Below are 15,737 nucleotides of genomic sequence, written 5' to 3'. Positions count from 1 at the left end.
AATGCCTGCTATCCGGCCGGACCGTGTTTCCCGCCGACAGCGTAGGGTTTGGGTAAATGCGTGAGTTGCCGCACGGTCTGTCGCTGCCGCATAATGGCGACGCAATCGAAACCGAACTACAGCTTTCCCGCCGCACGGTGCTGTCCGGCGCCGGCGCGTTGGCGCTGCTCGGCGTCACAGGCTGCAGCCAGACGCTGGATCTGCCGTCGCTCCAGCTCGACGACGTCACCACCGGCTCGATCCGGCCCGTCCGTCCGAGCATCAGCGTCGACAAGAACATCACCAGCCCCGACGTGATGTACGCTTCGCTTACCGACGGTGGCTTCAACGTGCCGGAGGTGCCCTACCTCAAGATCAAGCCGGAGTTTCGCCGCCAGATCGTCGTCGATCCGACCGGCGAGCAGCCCGGTACCATTGTCGTTCACTCGCAGGAACGGCTGCTCTATCTGGTGCAGCCCGGCGGCGAGGCGATCCGTTACGGGGTCGGCATCGGCAAGGACGGATTCCGCTGGTCCGGCCGCGCCAACATCCAGTACGGCAAGGAATGGCCGGTTTGGACCCCGCCGCCCGAGATGATCGCCCGTAGGCCGGAGCTGGTGAAATGGCAAAGCGGACAGCCGGGCGGCCTCGACAATCCGCTCGGCGCGCGTGCCCTCTACATCTATCAGAACGGCAGCGACACCGGTTATCGCATCCACGGCTCGCCCGAATGGTGGAGCATCGGACAGGCGATGTCGTCGGGTTGCGTGCGCCTGATCAACCAGGACATCATCGACCTCTACAGCCGCGTCTCCAAGAAAAACCCGGTCGTCGTCGTCTGAACGGCGGCTTCGCCTTCAGCGATCACTCTGCCGTTGCGCGATGCCGCAAGACAGGCGAATGTGCCTGCGATTTCATCGCCCGGGAGACGTGAACAATGGCCGGAACTTTTGTCATCGCGCAGGGCGGCGGCCCGACCGCCGTCATCAACCAAACCGTGGTGGGTGCTGCGCTCGAAATCCGCAAGCGGCATCCTGGCGCCAAGGTGCTGGGATCCATCCACGGCGTGCGTGGCATTCGTGACGGCAATTACGTCGATCTTTCCGCCATCCCCGAGGACCGCCTGCGGCTGATCGCGGCGACGCCGAGCGCCGCGCTTGGTTCGACGCGCGACAAGCCGGATGCCGCCTATTGCGACCTCATCCTCAATGGCTTGAAGAAAGCCGGCGCCGACGCCTTCATCTATATCGGCGGCAACGACACCTCGGGCACGCAGCAGATCCTCACCGACGCCGCCGGCGGCAAGATCGCCTTCGTGCATGCGCCGAAAACCATCGACAACGATCTCGAGGAGAACGATCACACGCCCGGCTTCATGTCGGCGGCCGAGTTCGTCGCTGGAGCATTCCTTTCGGTCGATCTCGATTTCCGCGCTCTGCCGGGCATCTATGTCGGTATCGTCATGGGGCGGCATGCCGGTTTCCTGACGGCCGCATCCGCGGCCTGGCAGCTCGACCAGGACAGCGGCCCGCATCTCGTCTACGTGCCGGAGCGGCCGTTCTCGGCGGCCGGTTTCATCGACGACGTGCGCGCCACGCTCGACCGCCACAAGCGCTGCATCGTTGCCGTCTCCGAAGGCGTCAGCACGGCCGACGGCAAGGCGCTGGTCGAAAGCCTGGTGCCGCCCGAAAGGCTGGAGCGCGACCAGCACGGCAACGTCAAGCTGTCGGGCAGCGACCTGCCGGCAGCCTTGGAGCGCGCGCTCGCCGAAGGATTGCCGGGCAAGCGGGCGCGCGTCGATGCGCTCGGCTATATGCCGCGCGGCTATGTCGGCGCCATCAGCGCGGTGGACGCGCAGGAGGCCTTCGATGCCGGCGCCTTCGCCGTCACCGTGGCCGACGAGGGCGGCGGTTCGGTGGCGCTGCAATATGACGGCAAAAAAACCGTGCTGAAGAAGGTGCCGCTGAAGAACGTCGCCGGCAAGACGCGCCATATGCCGGATGATTTCATGCTGCCCGACGTCAACCGGCTGTCCGATGCGGGCATGGCCTATCTGAAGCGGCTGGTTCCGCGAAAGTACAAGGTCGGCAAGCCGTTCGTCTGATGCCGGCCTTGATCTGATGGACAGCTGGTTCAGCAAAACCATCGTCGACGCCAAGACGATGATGCTGACCGAGCCCTTCGTGCATGATTTCGTGCGCGCCAACATCTGGCATGTGCGCGGCCGCGATGTCGACCTGCTGGTCGACACCGGCATGGGGATCTGCCCGCTGGCGCCGCAGATCGACACGCCGGCCGGCAAGCCGCTGCTCGTCGTCGCCACGCATATCCATCTCGATCATGTCGGCTCGCTGCACGAGTTTCCGTTGCGGGCAGGTCCGCGCCACAGCGCCACGCAGTTCAACAGCATGGACGAAGCGGTGACCTACGCCTACATGTTCCATGATCTGGAGGGCGCCGTCTCCAGACTGCCGGCAAAGGGCTGGAAAGCGGCCGATTACAGGATTCCACCGGCGCCGCTGGACCGGACCCTGGACGAGGGCGATAGGATCGACCTCGGCGACCGGCAATTCCGCGTCCTGCACCTGCCCGGCCACTCTCCGGATTCGATCTCGCTGTTCGATGAGACAGACGGCCTGTTCTTCGCGGGCGACGCCATCTATGACGCCACGCTGATCGACGACCTGCCGGATTCCGATCGTGCCGCCTATCGCCGCACCATGCAGCGGCTGCTCGACCTGCCGATCCGGATCGGCCATGGCGGTCATGGACCGAGCTTCGACGGCAGGCGGATGCGCGAGATCGCCTCGGCGTATCTCAGGCGAACGGACGGGACAGCGGCATAGAAGCCTTGGCGGGGCAGTGAGGGGCGGCCTGAAGCGATTTGGCTTGGGCAGCTATTTTGTTCTTGCTTTGTGCCGGCAGCTATGCTAGTAATTTGGCTATGGTGCTGATTTGCCCCAACGACCCGCCGCAAGGCGGGTTTTTGTTTTCGGGTTTCGGCGCCAGCCCGGCACGGCGGTTGCCAGCCGAAAATTAAATCTTCGTAACATTATCTGGAAACCATGATCGGCGCCCTAGATGCGGGGCTGTCGATCCGGTCGGCTGCCTGACAGGCGAGACAGGCAAGGCCGACGACCGACGCGCCGATGAATTGTTCCGGTGACGGAACGTTAGGGCGCTTCACCAATCTCTCGCCCGGACAACGGCCATGTCACCAATCCAGACCCTTCGCAGACATCGCGTCGCCGCTCTGCTGGGCGCAGCGCTGATCGTCAGCTCTTTCGCTCTGCCTCTCGCTCCCAGGCTGAATGATGTCCTAGCGGCAACGGTCACCCCTCCCGTCACCGGCATGACGGCGCCGAGCGGCTCGTTCGCGCCGGTCGTGGCGGCCGATAAGCCGGCGGTGGTGACCATCACGACGGTCATGAAAGTACAACAGCCCGACACCATGAGCGACGCCTCTCCCTTTGGCGGAACCTCCCCTTTCGACGACTATTTCCGCCATTTCTTCGATGACCAGGGACTGCCCGCTCCCAAAACACCGCCGGAACAGGCGCCGCGCACCGAGGCCCTCGGTTCAGGCTTCATCGTCGCCAGCGACGGCACCATCGTCACCAACAATCACGTTGTCGATGGCGCCCAATCGATCAAGGTGACGCTCGACGACGGCACCGAGCTTCCCGCCAAATTGATCGGCCATGACGCCAAGAACGATCTTGCCGTGCTCAAGGTCAAAGCCGGCAAGCCCTTGCCGACCGTCAGATGGGGCGATTCCGACAAGCTCATGCCGGGTGACCAGGTGCTCGCCTTCGGCAATCCTTTCGGCCTTGGCACCACGGTCACGGCCGGCATCGTCTCGGCGCGCGGCCGCGACCTGCACAGCGGGCCGTTTGACGACTTCATCCAGATCGACGCACCGATCAACCGGGGCAATTCCGGCGGCCCGCTGACGGATGTGAACGGCAATGTCGTCGGCATCAACACGGCGATCTTTTCGCCGAATGGCGGCAGTGTCGGCGTCGGCTTCGCCATCCCCTCCGACCAGGCGCAAAAGGTCGTCGCCAAGCTGATGAAGGGCGGCTCCATCCAGTACGGCTACCTGGGCGTCCAGATCCAGCCGGTGACGCCTGATATGGCGAGCGCCATCGGCCTCGATCACCCCGCCGGCGTGCTCGTCGCGCAGGTCAGCGACGGATCGCCGGCCGCCAAGGCCGGCATCGAGACCGGCGACGTCATCACCAGCTTCGCCGATCGCGACATAAAGGACCCAAGGGACCTGTCGCGCGCTGTCGCCGACGTTGCGCCCGGCACGAGGGAAACCCTCAATGTCTGGCGCAAGGGCCAAAGCCTGCAGATCTCCGTCGAGATCGGGCGCAACGAAGACGACATGGCAACGGGATCGGTGACCGGCGATCAGGGTCAGCCGTCGACGGAGCAGGGCCTCCGTGCACCGGCGCTCGGTTTCCGCCTGATGGATGTCACCCCGGATGTACGCCAGGCAATGAACCTGGCAGGCAACCAGCACGGCGCACTGGTCGAGCGCGTCGACCCGAACAAGGCGGCATCGGCTTCCGGCATCCAGCCCGGCGACATCATCGTCGCCGTCGACCAGCATCCGGCGAGAAGCGCCAGGCAGGCTAACCAGGCGATTGTGCAGGCTGCCAAATCCGGCAAGAAATCGGTGCTGCTGCTTGTCCAGCGCGGCGACGCCCAGATGTTTGTCGCCGTCCCCTTCGCCAGTGGCTGAGGCAGGCGCCGCGCTGCCAAGATCGATGGAGGGCATTGCCGGCCGAGCCAAGATTTCGGTTGCCCGCGCACGCGTCTTCGAGAAAACTGACAAAGGTCGATTGGACCTTGCGCAAACGGATATTCTCGATGGCTACCCGAGGTTTCTCTTCCGGACGAAAGCCGCCGACAGATACGGGTGCACGTATCCCGCCGGGGCAATATCTCGAGCAAGGTTTCCCGGTCCTGTCGGCCGGCCCGACGCCGCATGTGCGCACCGAGGATTGGTCGTTCACGCTTAAGCACGGGCCGCGGCCGATCAAGAAGTGGAACTGGGCCGAGTTCAACGCGCTGCCCCTGACCAAGATGACGCGCGACATCCATTGCGTCACCGCATGGACCAAGTTCGACACGGCGTGGCAGGGCGTGCTGGTCGACGACATCCTTGCCGACGCCGGCATCGAGCCGCCCACCGCCTTCACGCTGGCGTTGGGTTTCGACGGCTATTCCACCAACGTGCCAACGAAGGATCTCACCGGCGGCAAGGCGATGGTGGCGCTGCTTTACGAGGGCAAGCCGATCACCCCCGACCATGGCGGCCCGGCGCGGCTGCTCGTTCCGCATCTCTATTTCTGGAAATCGGCCAAATGGCTGAACGGGCTGCAGTTCACCGAGCGTGACGAGCCGGGTTTCTGGGAGTTGCGAGGCTATCATATCTATGGCGACCCGTGGCGCGAGCAGCGCTACACGAACGATCCATGAGCGACGCACCGGCGGCGCAGTCGCCCTGGCAGATAGTCACCATCACCCGCATCCAAAAGCGCACGCCGCGCGTCACCAGCTTTTTCCTGCAGCCGTCGCGGCCCTTCGCCTACCGTGCCGGACAGCATGTCGATGTCAGGCTGACGGCGCCTGACGGTTATCAGGCGCGGCGCTCCTACTCCATCGCCTCGGCACCGGAGACCGGCGAGACCATCGAGCTGGCGATTGAAAAACTCGAGGACGGCGAGGTCTCGCCGTTCTTTCACGAGATCGCGGCGGTGGGCGACGAGTTCGAATTGCGCGGGCCGCTCGGCGGCCATTTCGTCTGGTCCGACGGCGATGGCGGACCGCTCCTGCTCGTCGGCGGTGGGTCGGGCGTGGTGCCGTTGATGTCGATGGTCCGTCACCGGGCGATGCGGGGGTCGCTGGTTGCCGCCGCCCTGGTGGTTTCGGCGCGGGTCTGGGACGAGGTGATCTTTCGCGATGAGCTGATCGACCTCGCCGAGCGCCGGGATGGCTTCGACCTGGTGCTGACGCTGACGCGCGAGCCGGCCCGCCGTCCGGCGGATTATGCGCGGCGGGTCGACGCCGCGATGATGGTGCAAGCCATGACCAGGTTGCCCGCGCCGCCGAAGCTGGCCTTTGTCTGCGGCTCGAACGCATTCGTGACGGCCGCCGCCGAGGCACTGATCGATGCCGGGGTGCCTGCGGCTCTCATCCGCACCGAACGCTACGGGGTCTGACCCGGTTCTGCTTGCCCGGTTGCTGCCTTTGCCGGCCGGCCTAAACGGGCCGAAAACCGGCAGAACGGCGAGGCCGCGCTTGGCTGAAATGGTTAACGATTCGACAAACAACCCCGGCTGCGACTTTTATCGGTTTAAAAAATCGAACCGAACGGTTCGTTTCTGTTGACAATGCGTGCAGGACGCTGTGAACGCTGCCTCCCAAGTCACCTTGCAGCCAGACCGAGGCGATGGGCTATCTTGTTGACATTAAACGATAAAAATGTGGCGCAGGGAATCCGTGGCACAATTTCAAGGTGTAGATTCTTGGTCCACACCAAACAACTTCGTGATTGGAAACTGTCCATTGGCTTTCCCACATCGGGGCGGTCCGAACGACGCGAACTCCTCCCAAGACACGCCGCTAGACGGACTGAGACTAAGATACTGGAGTACTAAAAATGAATAAGATCGCTCTTGCCGCCGTCGCCGTTTTGGCCATCACCGGCAGCGCCTTCGCCGGCAGCGACAATTATGGTTCCAATGGTGCGAACCAGCCTGCCGCCTCGGGCGACAGCTCGTACACGGCTTCCATTCAGAAGCCGGCTGATGCTGACAAGCAGCCTGTCCAGGGCGCCGACCGGAACCTCTTCGGCAACAACTAACAGCCGATCCCAGCATCAGGGTGGCGGGCATATCCGCCGCCCGGGATCTGAAAAAATTCAGGAGTATTGAAATGAAAAAGATCTTTCTTGCCGCCGTCGCCGTTTTGGCCATCACCGGCAGCGCCTTCGCCGGCAGCGACAATTATGGTTCCAACGGAGCCAACCAGCCGGCTGTCGCGGTCGACAGCTCGTACACGGCCTCCCTCAAGAAGTCGGATCAGGCTGAAAAGCAGCCGGTCGACCAGGGCGCCGATCGCAACCTCTTCGGCAACAACTAACAGCCGATCCCACCATCAAGGCGGGCGGGCATGCCCGCCGCTTTGATCCGAAATCCAGGAGTATCCAAATGAAAAAGATTGTTCTTACTGCCGCCGCTCTCTTGATTGCCGCCGGCGGCGCCTATGCCCAAAACGACAATGTTGGCGGGACCGACATCAACAAGCAGTCGACCGTCAATGTCGACAAGACGCAGACATATTCGGTGCGTGACAGCAACTCGCCGATCTACAAGTTGCTGAATTCGTCCGGCGATGTGCCCAAGTCCGCGCCTCAGGGCGCCGACCGCAACCTCTTCGGCAACAACTAACAGCCGAACCGGAATTAAAAACAAGAGCGGCGGGCCATGCCCACCGCTCGTGTCTTTTGCGTGGCGGAAAAACGCCTGCCTCAAGCCGCCTTTGCTTCTGCTTCATGGAGCGCGAAGGAGTGTCCGTCCGCGTCGAAAATATGCAGGTCGCCGGCATCCGCCGTCAGCCGCATCGACGCCCCGCGCTTGACCTCGACATTGCCCGGCAGCTTGGTCACCAGCGGCAGGTCGGCGCGGCCGATGTCGACATAGACGAGTTGGACCTCGCCGAGCTGCTCGACATAGTCGACCGTCCCTTCGAACAAATAGTCGGCGCCGGCTGCGATCATCAGATCCTCCGGCCGCACCCCGAAGCTCACCGCAGCGCCTTTCGCCGAGGCAGGTGTTGCGATCGGCACCGTTGCCTTGCGGCCGCCGACATGGCTGACGACCGTCGGATTGCCGGTCCTGTCGATCGTCGCCGGCAGGATGTTCATCGCCGGCGAGCCGATGAACTGGGCGACGAACAGATTGCCGGGCCGCTTGTAGAGCTCCATCGGCGTGCCGACCTGTTCGATATGGCCTTCCTTCAGCACCACGATGCGGTCGGCCAGCGTCATGGCCTCGACCTGGTCGTGGGTGACATAGATCATCGTTGTGGCCGGCATCGATTCCTTGAGCTTGGCGATCTCGATGCGAGTGGCGACGCGCAGCGCCGCATCGAGGTTGGATAGCGGCTCGTCGAACAAGAAGACCTTGGGATTGCGCACGATGGCGCGGCCGATGGCGACGCGCTGGCGCTGGCCGCCCGACATCGCCTTGGGCAGGCGGTCGAGATATTTGGTCAGCTGCAGGATCTCGGCCGCCTGGCGCACCCGCTTGTCGATCTCGGCCTTGCTTTCCTTACCGATCTTCATCGAGAACGCCATGTTGTCGTAGACGGTCATGTGCGGATAGAGCGCATAAGACTGGAACACCATCGCGATGCCGCGCTTTGACGGCGGTACGTCGTTGACAATCTCGCCGTCGATCTTGAGCTCGCCTGAGGTGATCTCCTCCAGCCCGGCGATGCAGCGCAGCAAGGTCGACTTGCCGCAACCAGACGGACCGACGAAGACGATGAATTCGCCCGACTTTATGTCGAGGTCGACGCCGTGCAGAATGTTGAGATTGCCATATGATTTCCTCACTTGCCTTAGCGTGACATCGGCCATGGTACTCTCCAGTTCTTCCTTGAATTCAGTCGATACGCCCGAACCAGGCGCCGTAGCCGCCGAGGCGGATAGTGCCGGCGCCAGTCTGTCCCGAAAACCCGTGTCCCGGCAAGGGCTGCAGTGAGCGGCCGCCAAGATCGACCTTGGCCGGCTTTGCGCCGAGATTGAAGGCGCAGACGATCTGCTCGTTGCCTTCGCGGCGTGTGAAGGCGACGGTGTCGCCGTCGCTTTCGATGAACTCGATATCGCCCTTGGCCAGTGCCGGATGAGCACGGCGGAAAGCCAGGAAGCGCCGGTAGTGCTCGAGCAGCGAGCCGTCGTCGCCCTGCTGCACATTGACCGCTTGCGCAAGGTGCTTGGCCGGCACCGGCAGCCAGGGCTTTGCCGTCGAGAAGCCGCCATTGCGGGCAGCGCCGTCCCAAACCATTGGCGTGCGGCAGCCGTCGCGGCCCTTGAATTCCGGCCAGAAGCGGATGCCGTATGGGTCCTGCAGATCCTCGAAGCTGAGTTCGGCCTCGCTGAGCCCGAGCTCCTCGCCCTGATAGATACAGACCGAGCCGCGCAACGACATCAGCAGCGCCGAGATGACCTTGAGGTACGCGGTCGGGTCCGGCTCGCCGGCTGCCCAGCGCGAGGCAGGGCGCATCACGTCATGGTTGGAGAAGGCCCAGCACGACCAGCCATCGCTGGCCACCTTGCCGAACGTTTCCAGCACCGAGCGCACCTTTGCCGCGCTGATCTTCTCCGGCGCCAGGAAGTCGAAGGAGTAACACATATGGACGCGCTTGCCGCCGGCCGTATAGGCCGCCACGACTTCCAGCCCACGCTGCGAATCGCCGACTTCGCCAACCGCGGCCGTCGCCGGATATTCATCGAGCAGGGCGCGGAAGCGTTCGAGGAAGCCCAGGTTTTCAGGCCGGCTCTTGTCGTAGAGATGGTCCTGGTAGTTGTAGGGGTTGACGGCCGGCGCCGTCTGGTCGTTGCGCTGCTCGGGCGGCAGCGGCGGATTGTCTTCCAGGCCTTGGCTGTGGAAGTAGAAATTGATGGTATCGAGGCGGAAGCCATCGACGCCGCGCTCCAGCCAGAAGCGGGTGACGTCGAGCAGCGCGTCCTGGACCGCGCGGCTGTGGAAATTGAGGTCGGGCTGCTCGGCCAGGAAATTATGCAGGTAATATTGCTGGCGGCTGGTGTCCCACTGCCAGGCCGAGCCGCCGAAGATCGAGAGCCAGTTGTTGGGCGGCGTGCCGTCCGGCTTGGCGTCCGCCCAAACGTACCAGTCGGCCTTTGGATTGCTGCGGCTCGAGCGGCTCTCCTTGAACCAGGGATGGACGTCGGCGGTGTGCGAGAGCACCTCGTCGATCATCACCTTGAGGCCAAGCCGGTGCGCCTCGGCGGTGAGCGCGTCGAAGTCCGCCAGCGTGCCGAACATCGGATCGACATCGCAATAATCCGACACGTCGTAGCCAAAGTCCTTCATCGGCGATTTGAAGAACGGCGAGATCCAGATGGCGTCGACGCCGAGCGAGGCGATATAGGGCAGCCGGCCGATAATGCCCCTGAGGTCGCCGATGCCGTCGCCGTTCGAATCCTGGTAGCTGCGCGGGTAGATCTGGTAGATCACGGCACCTCGCCACCAGTCGCGATCGATAGCGAGATCGGGCTTCGGGGTGGCCTTCAAAGCGGATTGCATGATCTCAACCTCCTTTCACCGAGCCGGCAAGCAGCCCGCGGACGAAATAGCGCTGCAGCGAGAAGAACACGATCAGCGGCACGATGATGGTAACGAAGGCCGATGTCGTCAGGATCTCCCAGTCGCCGCCGCGCGAGCCGAGCAACGCATTGAGCTTGGCGGTCAGCACGATCTGGTCGCCCTCGGTACCAAGGAAAACCATCGCCACCAGCAGATCGTTCCACACCCAGAGAAACTGGAAGATGGCGAACGAGGCCAGCACCGGGAACGACAAGGGCAGCACGATCTTGACGAAGATCTCGAAATCGCTGGCGCCGTCGATGCGCGCCGACTCCATGATCTCGCGTGGCAGGCCGGCGATATAGCTCCTCAACAGATAGATGGCGAAAGGCAGGCCGAAGCCGGTATGCGCCAGCCAGATGCCGAGATAGGTCTTCGACGGCACGCCGAAGAAGCTGCCGACGCCGTTATAGAGCTTCAACAGCGGGATCAGCGACATCTGCAGCGGCACGACCAGGAGGCCGATGATGACGGCGATGAGCAGAGCCCGGCCGGGAAAGCGCATCCAGGCCAAAGCGTAAGCGGCGAACGCGGCGATCAGGATCGGGATGACGGTCGCCGGAATGGTGACGGTCAGCGAGTTCATGAAGGAGCGGCCGATGCCTTCCGAAAACAGCACCGTGTCGTAATTGTCGGTGGTGAATTTCGGCGGCGCCGAGGAGGCGTAATAGACGCGCTGGCCGCGTTCGCTTTCAAAAGCCTTCGGCGAGGTCATGACGAAACTGCCGTCGGCATTGAGCTGCAGGGTCACGCCGTCGCCGAGATCGGCTGTCGTGCCGGCGGGATATTGCGTCGGCGCTGCCGACTTGACGCCGAAGGCGCTGATGTTGCGGGCAGGGCCGTCGCCGAAGATGTTGCCTTGCAGGACGAACTTGCCGTCCTTCTCGACCTGCGCCGAGGCGGGCGGCAGCCGCCCGGCCTCCGTCTGGCTGGAACTGGTGAACGAGTTCCACCAGCCAGAAGCGATGATCTGGTCCTTGTCGCGCAGCGACGAGACCAGAATGCCGAGTGTCGGGATCGTCCAGATCGCAACGAAGATGAAGACGGCGATGTGGACGCCGAAACGGCTGACAAAGGACTTTCCGGTCGAGACAGTCATCTCAATGCCCTTCCGTCTCTTTGTTCGCCTGGCGGATGTTCCAGACCATGATCGGAATGACCGCTATCATGATGATGATGGCGATGGTGGCGCCGCGGCCGAAATCGCCACCGCCGCGGAACATCCAGTCGAACATCAGATTGGCCAGCACCTGGCTGTTCCACTGGCCGTTGGTCATGGTCAGCACGATGTCGAAAACCTTCAGCACCAGGATGGTGATGGTGGTCCAGACCACGGCGATGGTGCCCCAGATCTGCGGCACCATGATCTTCCAGAAGATCTGGAAAGGGTTGGCGCCGTCGATGACGGCGGCTTCCAGCGTCTCTTCCGGAATGCCGCGCAAGGCCGACGACAGGATGACCATGGCAAAGCCGGTCTGGATCCAGATCAGGATGACCATCAGGAAGAAGTTGTTCCAGAACGGCAGCGATATCCAGACCTGCGGCTGGCCGCCGAAATACTGGATAATGGCGTTGAGCAGGCCGATCTGTGTCTGGCCCTCGCCGCGATATTCGTAGATGAATTTCCAGATAACGCTGGCGCCGACGAAGGAGATGGCGAGCGGCAGGAAGATCAGGCTCTTGGCGATGGTGCCCCACCAGATCTTGTCGGTGAGCACGGCGATGATCAGGCCGAGGAAGGTGCAGGCGGCCGGCACCACCGCCAGCCACAGGATGTTATTGAGGATCGAATTGCGGAACTCGCGGTCGCCGAACGCCCATTGATAGTTGGCCAAACCGACGAAATGGGTGCCGCCGCGATCGAGGAACGACAGCCTCAGCGTCTCCACCACCGGGTAGATCAGATAAATGGTGAGGATGATCATCGCCGGGCCGACGAACAGCCAGGGCCGGATCACCCCTTGCCGGCGCAGATTGTCGATCGCCGCCTTGCCGGAAACGCCGCGTGCCGGAAAGATCGTGTCGAGTGCCTTGTTGGCACCCCAGAAATAGGCGACGCAGCCGCCCACGCCGATGATGATGACGAATATCGCCGAAAAAATCTGAGCCGCCATGGGTCCCTCCCCCTGCGCACGGATCCGCCAGTCGAGAATGGCTTTGGCGACGGGATCATGCGCCGATTCAGTTGTCTGGAGCGCGACCAGCCGAAAAGCAGGTCACTGGGCGCGCGTCATGCCGGAATGCGTCGTGCTCACGACAATCGACGCGACGCCAGGCACCGAAGAAGGTCCGGGCCGTTTGAGGCCCGGACCGCATCACATGGGACTCGAGCCGGCCGCTTACTTGATCGCGTCCCAGCTTTTCTGGATGTCGGTGGCGACGTCCTGGGCGGACTTGCCACCGACCAGGTCGATCATGCCGGTCCAGAAGGCGCCGGCGCCGATCTTGCCCGGCATCAGGTCGGACCCATCGAAGCGGAAGGTCGAGGCGTTGGCCAGGATCTCGCCCTGCTTCTTCAGCGCGTCGCTGGCATAGGCGTCCTTGTTGACCGACTTGAACGGCGTCACGAAGCCGCCCTGTGCCATCCAGATCTCATGAGCGAGCGGCAGCTTCAGGAATTCGATGAAGGCGCGGGCACTCTTGCTATCTTTGGTGATCATGGCCAGCGTGCCGGCGCCGAGCACCGGAGTGCCGAACTCGGGCTTGGAGGCGTAGGGCGGGTAATAGAAGAAGTCGGCATCCTCGCCGATCTTGGTGCCTTGCGGGAAGAAGGTCGGGATGAACGATGCCTGGTGGTGCAGATAGCATTTCGGCGGCACCGAGAAGAGGCCCTTCGGGCTGTCGCGGAAATCGGTCGCCGCAACCGCCTTGGCGCCACCCTCGACCATCTTGTCGTCGGTCGCGATCTTGCCGAAAATGTCGATGGCGTTGACCACGGCCGGATCGTTGAACGGAATTTCGTTCTTCACCCATTTGTCGTAGGTCTCGGGCGTCTGGGTGCGCAGCATGATGTCTTCGACCCAGTCGGTCGCCGGCCAGCCGGTGGCGCCGCCCGAACCAAGCCCGATGCACCATGGCGTGCCGCCGTCGGCGATGATCTTCTTTTCGAGCTCGGCAAGCTCTTCCTGCGTCTTCGGCACCTTGTAGCCGGCTTCCTCGAAATTGTCCGGCGAGTACCAGACCAGCGATTTCACGTCGGCCTTATAAGGAAAGGCGAAGAAGCCGGGCTTGCCGTCCTTGTCCTTGAACGTGCCGAGGTCGACCCAGGATTGGCCGGCGCCGTAATTGTCCTTGACCCAGTTGGCCGTGTCGTCGCCGAGCGGCGTCAATAGGCCCTTCGATGCCAGATCCTGGATCAAGCCCGGCTGCGGCAGCACGGCGATGTTGGGCGGGCTGCCAGCCTGCGTGTCGATGACGATCTGCTGCTCGTAATTCTCCGACGAGGAATACTTGATCTCGGCGCCGGTGGCTTCGGAGAAATAATCGAGAACGGTGCGGATAAGCCCTTCGTCCTCGCCGCGCCACGGCCCGAAGATCGTCAGTGTCTCGCCCTTGAGGTCGACCTTCTTGAGCTCTTCGTAGTTGGCCCAGTTGAAACGGGGATCTTCGCCCGGCTTGAACTTCAGTTCGGCTTGCGCGGGCATGGCCAGGGCGAGCGTGGCAAACGCAGCGCCCAGCAGAAGCATTTTCTTCATCGGTATTCCCTCCCAGTGGTGACAAACACCGAACGAAACCTCCATTCCGTCCGCCGGCGCCGCAGGACTGTGACTCAGTCGGAAAGGAACTGCAACCTTTCGTGGAGTCTTCCAAAGCGCTTTGGTCATTTTGATCTCGCCACTGAATTGACCGCGAGTCAATAGGAAGCCAGGCTAATCGATTTAATTTTTGCGACCGGGTGCCGGCAAAAGTGCGCTGCAGCACAGTTTTCTGGCGGTGCAGCAGCAAATTCGGCTTCAAACCGGTCCGAACCGTGCGTATGGTCACTGCGCTCGGCAACGCGGCCAGATCGATTCAGATTAAAAGCGCTTTGAGGTTTGGAGGCCTCCGGTGAACCTCAAGCAGCTCTCCCACATGCTGGCGCTTTCGCAGACAACGGTGAGCCGCGCATTGAACGGCTACCCGGAAGTCAACGAGGAAACGCGCCGGCGGGTGGTCGATGCCGCCAAGCGTCATGGCTATCGCCCCAATCCAAGCGCCCGCCGGCTGGCGACCGGCAAGACCGGCATGATCGGCTATGTGCTGCCGACGGGAGCGACCGTCGATATCGACCCGCATTTCGTCGAGTTCCTGTCCGGCCTCGGCGACTATGCCCGTTCGCACGAGCTCGACCTGGTGCTGTCACCGGCCGATGCCGACGACCAGGAGACGACCTACCGCCGCATTGTCGCCAACCGGCAGGTCGACGCGGTCTATATCTCCTCGCCGAGGCCGGCCGACCGGCGGGTGGCGCTCGTCAACACGCTCGGCATTCCCTTCATCGTCCATGGCCGCAGTGAAGGCTTCGATTTCGACTACCCCTTCACCGACATCGACAATGAGGGCGCCTTCCACGAGGCGGCGCGGCTTCTCGTCCAGCTCGGTCACAGGCGTCTGGCGCTTATCAATGGCGACGATCGCGAGACCTTCGCCGTACATCGCGAGCGCGGCGTGCGACGCGCGCTTGCGGCAAGCGGCCTGGTGCTTCGTGATCAGCATGTCTGTTCCCTGACAATGACCGAGGAGAACGGCTATCGCGCCGCCAGGCGTCTGCTGGAACAAAGCGACGCGCCAACGGCGATCGCCTGTTCCAGCCTGATCATGGCGCTCGGCGTGGTGCGCGCGGTGCGCGATCTCGGCCTGACCATTCCGGGCGACCTGTCGCTGATCGCCCATGATGACGTCTTTCCCTGGCTGAAGCCGGAAAATTTTTCGGTGCCCTTGTCGACAACGCGTTCGTCGATCCGCCTGGCCGGCGCACGCATCGCCGAACGGCTGGCGGCGCGGATTTCCGGCCTGGAGGAGGGCGCCCGCGGCGAGGTCTGGCCGGTCGATCTGGTGGTCAGGGGATCGGTCGCCGGCGCCCCGGCCTAGGGATCAAAACTTAATTACCCTGAGCGACCGAGTTCGAACCCATATCGGTCATTTGAGGTAACCGGCCGATTGAGTTTTGCCCCAATATCTGATGCCCAACATTATGCAGCGGCTCCGGGAGAACGGCATGACGCCGACCGGGCGGCCATCCGGAATGCCGAACAGCACCAGCGTGTTGCCGAGCAGCCGCCTTGGCGCAGTCGGCGTTGGCGGCACTTCCCTGGTTCAGGCAGTCGATCTCCGCCTGGGTGAGGTTAGGATCTTTGGTTGTGCGACGGCAGA

The 15,737-nt window shown here is 63.0% G+C and carries 15 protein-coding genes; 10 read left to right on the top strand and 5 right to left on the bottom strand.

Annotated elements, in window-relative coordinates; translation table 11 throughout:
- The first annotated feature begins 56 nt into the window (after positions 1 to 56).
- The 9 genes from NKI79_RS07140 (at position 57) to NKI79_RS07100 (ending at position 7,442) form a co-directional block, all read left to right on the top strand.
- Positions 57 to 821 (top strand): L,D-transpeptidase, encoded by a 765-nt coding sequence (locus NKI79_RS07140; RefSeq protein ID WP_352800697.1) that lies wholly within the window; start codon positions 57 to 59, stop codon positions 819 to 821.
- Positions 822 to 916: 95 nt separating this feature from the next.
- Positions 917 to 2,083, top strand: coding sequence for a diphosphate--fructose-6-phosphate 1-phosphotransferase (locus tag NKI79_RS07135; RefSeq protein WP_352800695.1), 1,167 nt, complete (start codon positions 917 to 919; stop codon positions 2,081 to 2,083).
- Positions 2,084 to 2,099: 16 nt separating this feature from the next.
- A complete protein-coding gene (locus tag NKI79_RS07130) occupies positions 2,100 to 2,825 on the top strand; it encodes an MBL fold metallo-hydrolase (RefSeq protein ID WP_352800693.1) in 726 nt (241 codons plus the stop codon).
- Positions 2,826 to 3,190: 365 nt separating this feature from the next.
- Positions 3,191 to 4,729, top strand: coding sequence for a DegQ family serine endoprotease (locus NKI79_RS07125; protein WP_352800691.1), 1,539 nt, complete (start codon positions 3,191 to 3,193; stop codon positions 4,727 to 4,729).
- Between the two features lie 128 nt (positions 4,730 to 4,857).
- The gene (locus NKI79_RS07120; RefSeq protein ID WP_352480239.1) at positions 4,858 to 5,469 is read left to right on the top strand and encodes a molybdopterin-dependent oxidoreductase; all 612 of its coding nucleotides are present in this window, start codon (positions 4,858 to 4,860) and stop codon (positions 5,467 to 5,469) included.
- Entirely contained in the window at positions 5,466 to 6,212 is a 747-nt protein-coding gene (locus NKI79_RS07115; protein ID WP_352480240.1) for an FAD-binding oxidoreductase, read from the top strand. The genes NKI79_RS07120 and NKI79_RS07115 overlap by 4 nt, the downstream gene beginning before the upstream one ends.
- 440 nt (positions 6,213 to 6,652) lie before the next feature.
- On the top strand, positions 6,653 to 6,856 hold the full coding sequence (locus tag NKI79_RS07110) for a DUF680 domain-containing protein (RefSeq protein ID WP_254815994.1): 204 nt from the start codon (positions 6,653 to 6,655) through the stop codon (positions 6,854 to 6,856).
- 71 nt (positions 6,857 to 6,927) lie between these two features.
- Positions 6,928 to 7,134 carry a DUF680 domain-containing protein gene (locus tag NKI79_RS07105; protein WP_352800689.1) on the top strand — a complete coding sequence of 69 codons (207 nt, stop codon included), beginning with the start codon at positions 6,928 to 6,930 and terminating at the stop codon, positions 7,132 to 7,134.
- Positions 7,135 to 7,202: 68 nt separating this feature from the next.
- Positions 7,203 to 7,442: a DUF680 domain-containing protein gene (locus NKI79_RS07100; protein WP_352700926.1), complete on the top strand. Its 240-nt coding sequence runs from the start codon at positions 7,203 to 7,205 to the stop codon at positions 7,440 to 7,442.
- 80 nt (positions 7,443 to 7,522) lie between these two features.
- Here NKI79_RS07100 and NKI79_RS07095 read toward each other — a convergent pair whose 3' ends face one another.
- The 5 genes from NKI79_RS07095 to NKI79_RS07075 all read right to left on the bottom strand — a co-directional run bounded on the left by NKI79_RS07095 (position 7,523) and on the right by NKI79_RS07075 (position 14,080).
- Entirely contained in the window at positions 7,523 to 8,635 is a 1,113-nt protein-coding gene (locus NKI79_RS07095; RefSeq protein WP_352480043.1) for an ABC transporter ATP-binding protein, read from the bottom strand.
- A 25-nt stretch (positions 8,636 to 8,660) separates the two neighbouring features.
- The gene (bglA, locus tag NKI79_RS07090) at positions 8,661 to 10,325 is read right to left on the bottom strand and encodes a beta-galactosidase BglA (RefSeq protein ID WP_352800686.1); all 1,665 of its coding nucleotides are present in this window, start codon (positions 10,323 to 10,325) and stop codon (positions 8,661 to 8,663) included.
- A gap of 4 nt (positions 10,326 to 10,329) precedes the next feature.
- Complete coding sequence (locus NKI79_RS07085; RefSeq protein WP_352667393.1) at positions 10,330 to 11,484, bottom strand: carbohydrate ABC transporter permease; 1,155 nt, start codon at positions 11,482 to 11,484, stop codon at positions 10,330 to 10,332.
- Between the two features lies 1 nt (position 11,485).
- Positions 11,486 to 12,499 carry a carbohydrate ABC transporter permease gene (locus NKI79_RS07080; protein ID WP_352800685.1) on the bottom strand — a complete coding sequence of 338 codons (1,014 nt, stop codon included), beginning with the start codon at positions 12,497 to 12,499 and terminating at the stop codon, positions 11,486 to 11,488.
- Positions 12,500 to 12,724: 225 nt separating this feature from the next.
- Complete coding sequence (locus tag NKI79_RS07075) at positions 12,725 to 14,080, bottom strand: ABC transporter substrate-binding protein (protein WP_352800683.1); 1,356 nt, start codon at positions 14,078 to 14,080, stop codon at positions 12,725 to 12,727.
- A gap of 352 nt (positions 14,081 to 14,432) precedes the next feature.
- Here NKI79_RS07075 and NKI79_RS07070 point away from each other — a divergent pair, with 352 nt between their 5' ends.
- Positions 14,433 to 15,455, top strand: a complete 1,023-nt coding sequence (locus NKI79_RS07070; RefSeq protein WP_352800682.1) for a substrate-binding domain-containing protein — start codon at positions 14,433 to 14,435, stop codon at positions 15,453 to 15,455.
- Positions 15,456 to 15,737: the final 282 nt, after the last annotated feature.

Source organism: Mesorhizobium sp. M0340, assembly GCF_040321535.1.
Classification (GTDB): Bacteria; Pseudomonadota; Alphaproteobacteria; order Rhizobiales; family Rhizobiaceae; genus Mesorhizobium.
The sequence above is the reverse complement of the archived record's forward strand: the minus strand, read 5'-3'. Positions and strand labels throughout refer to the sequence as shown.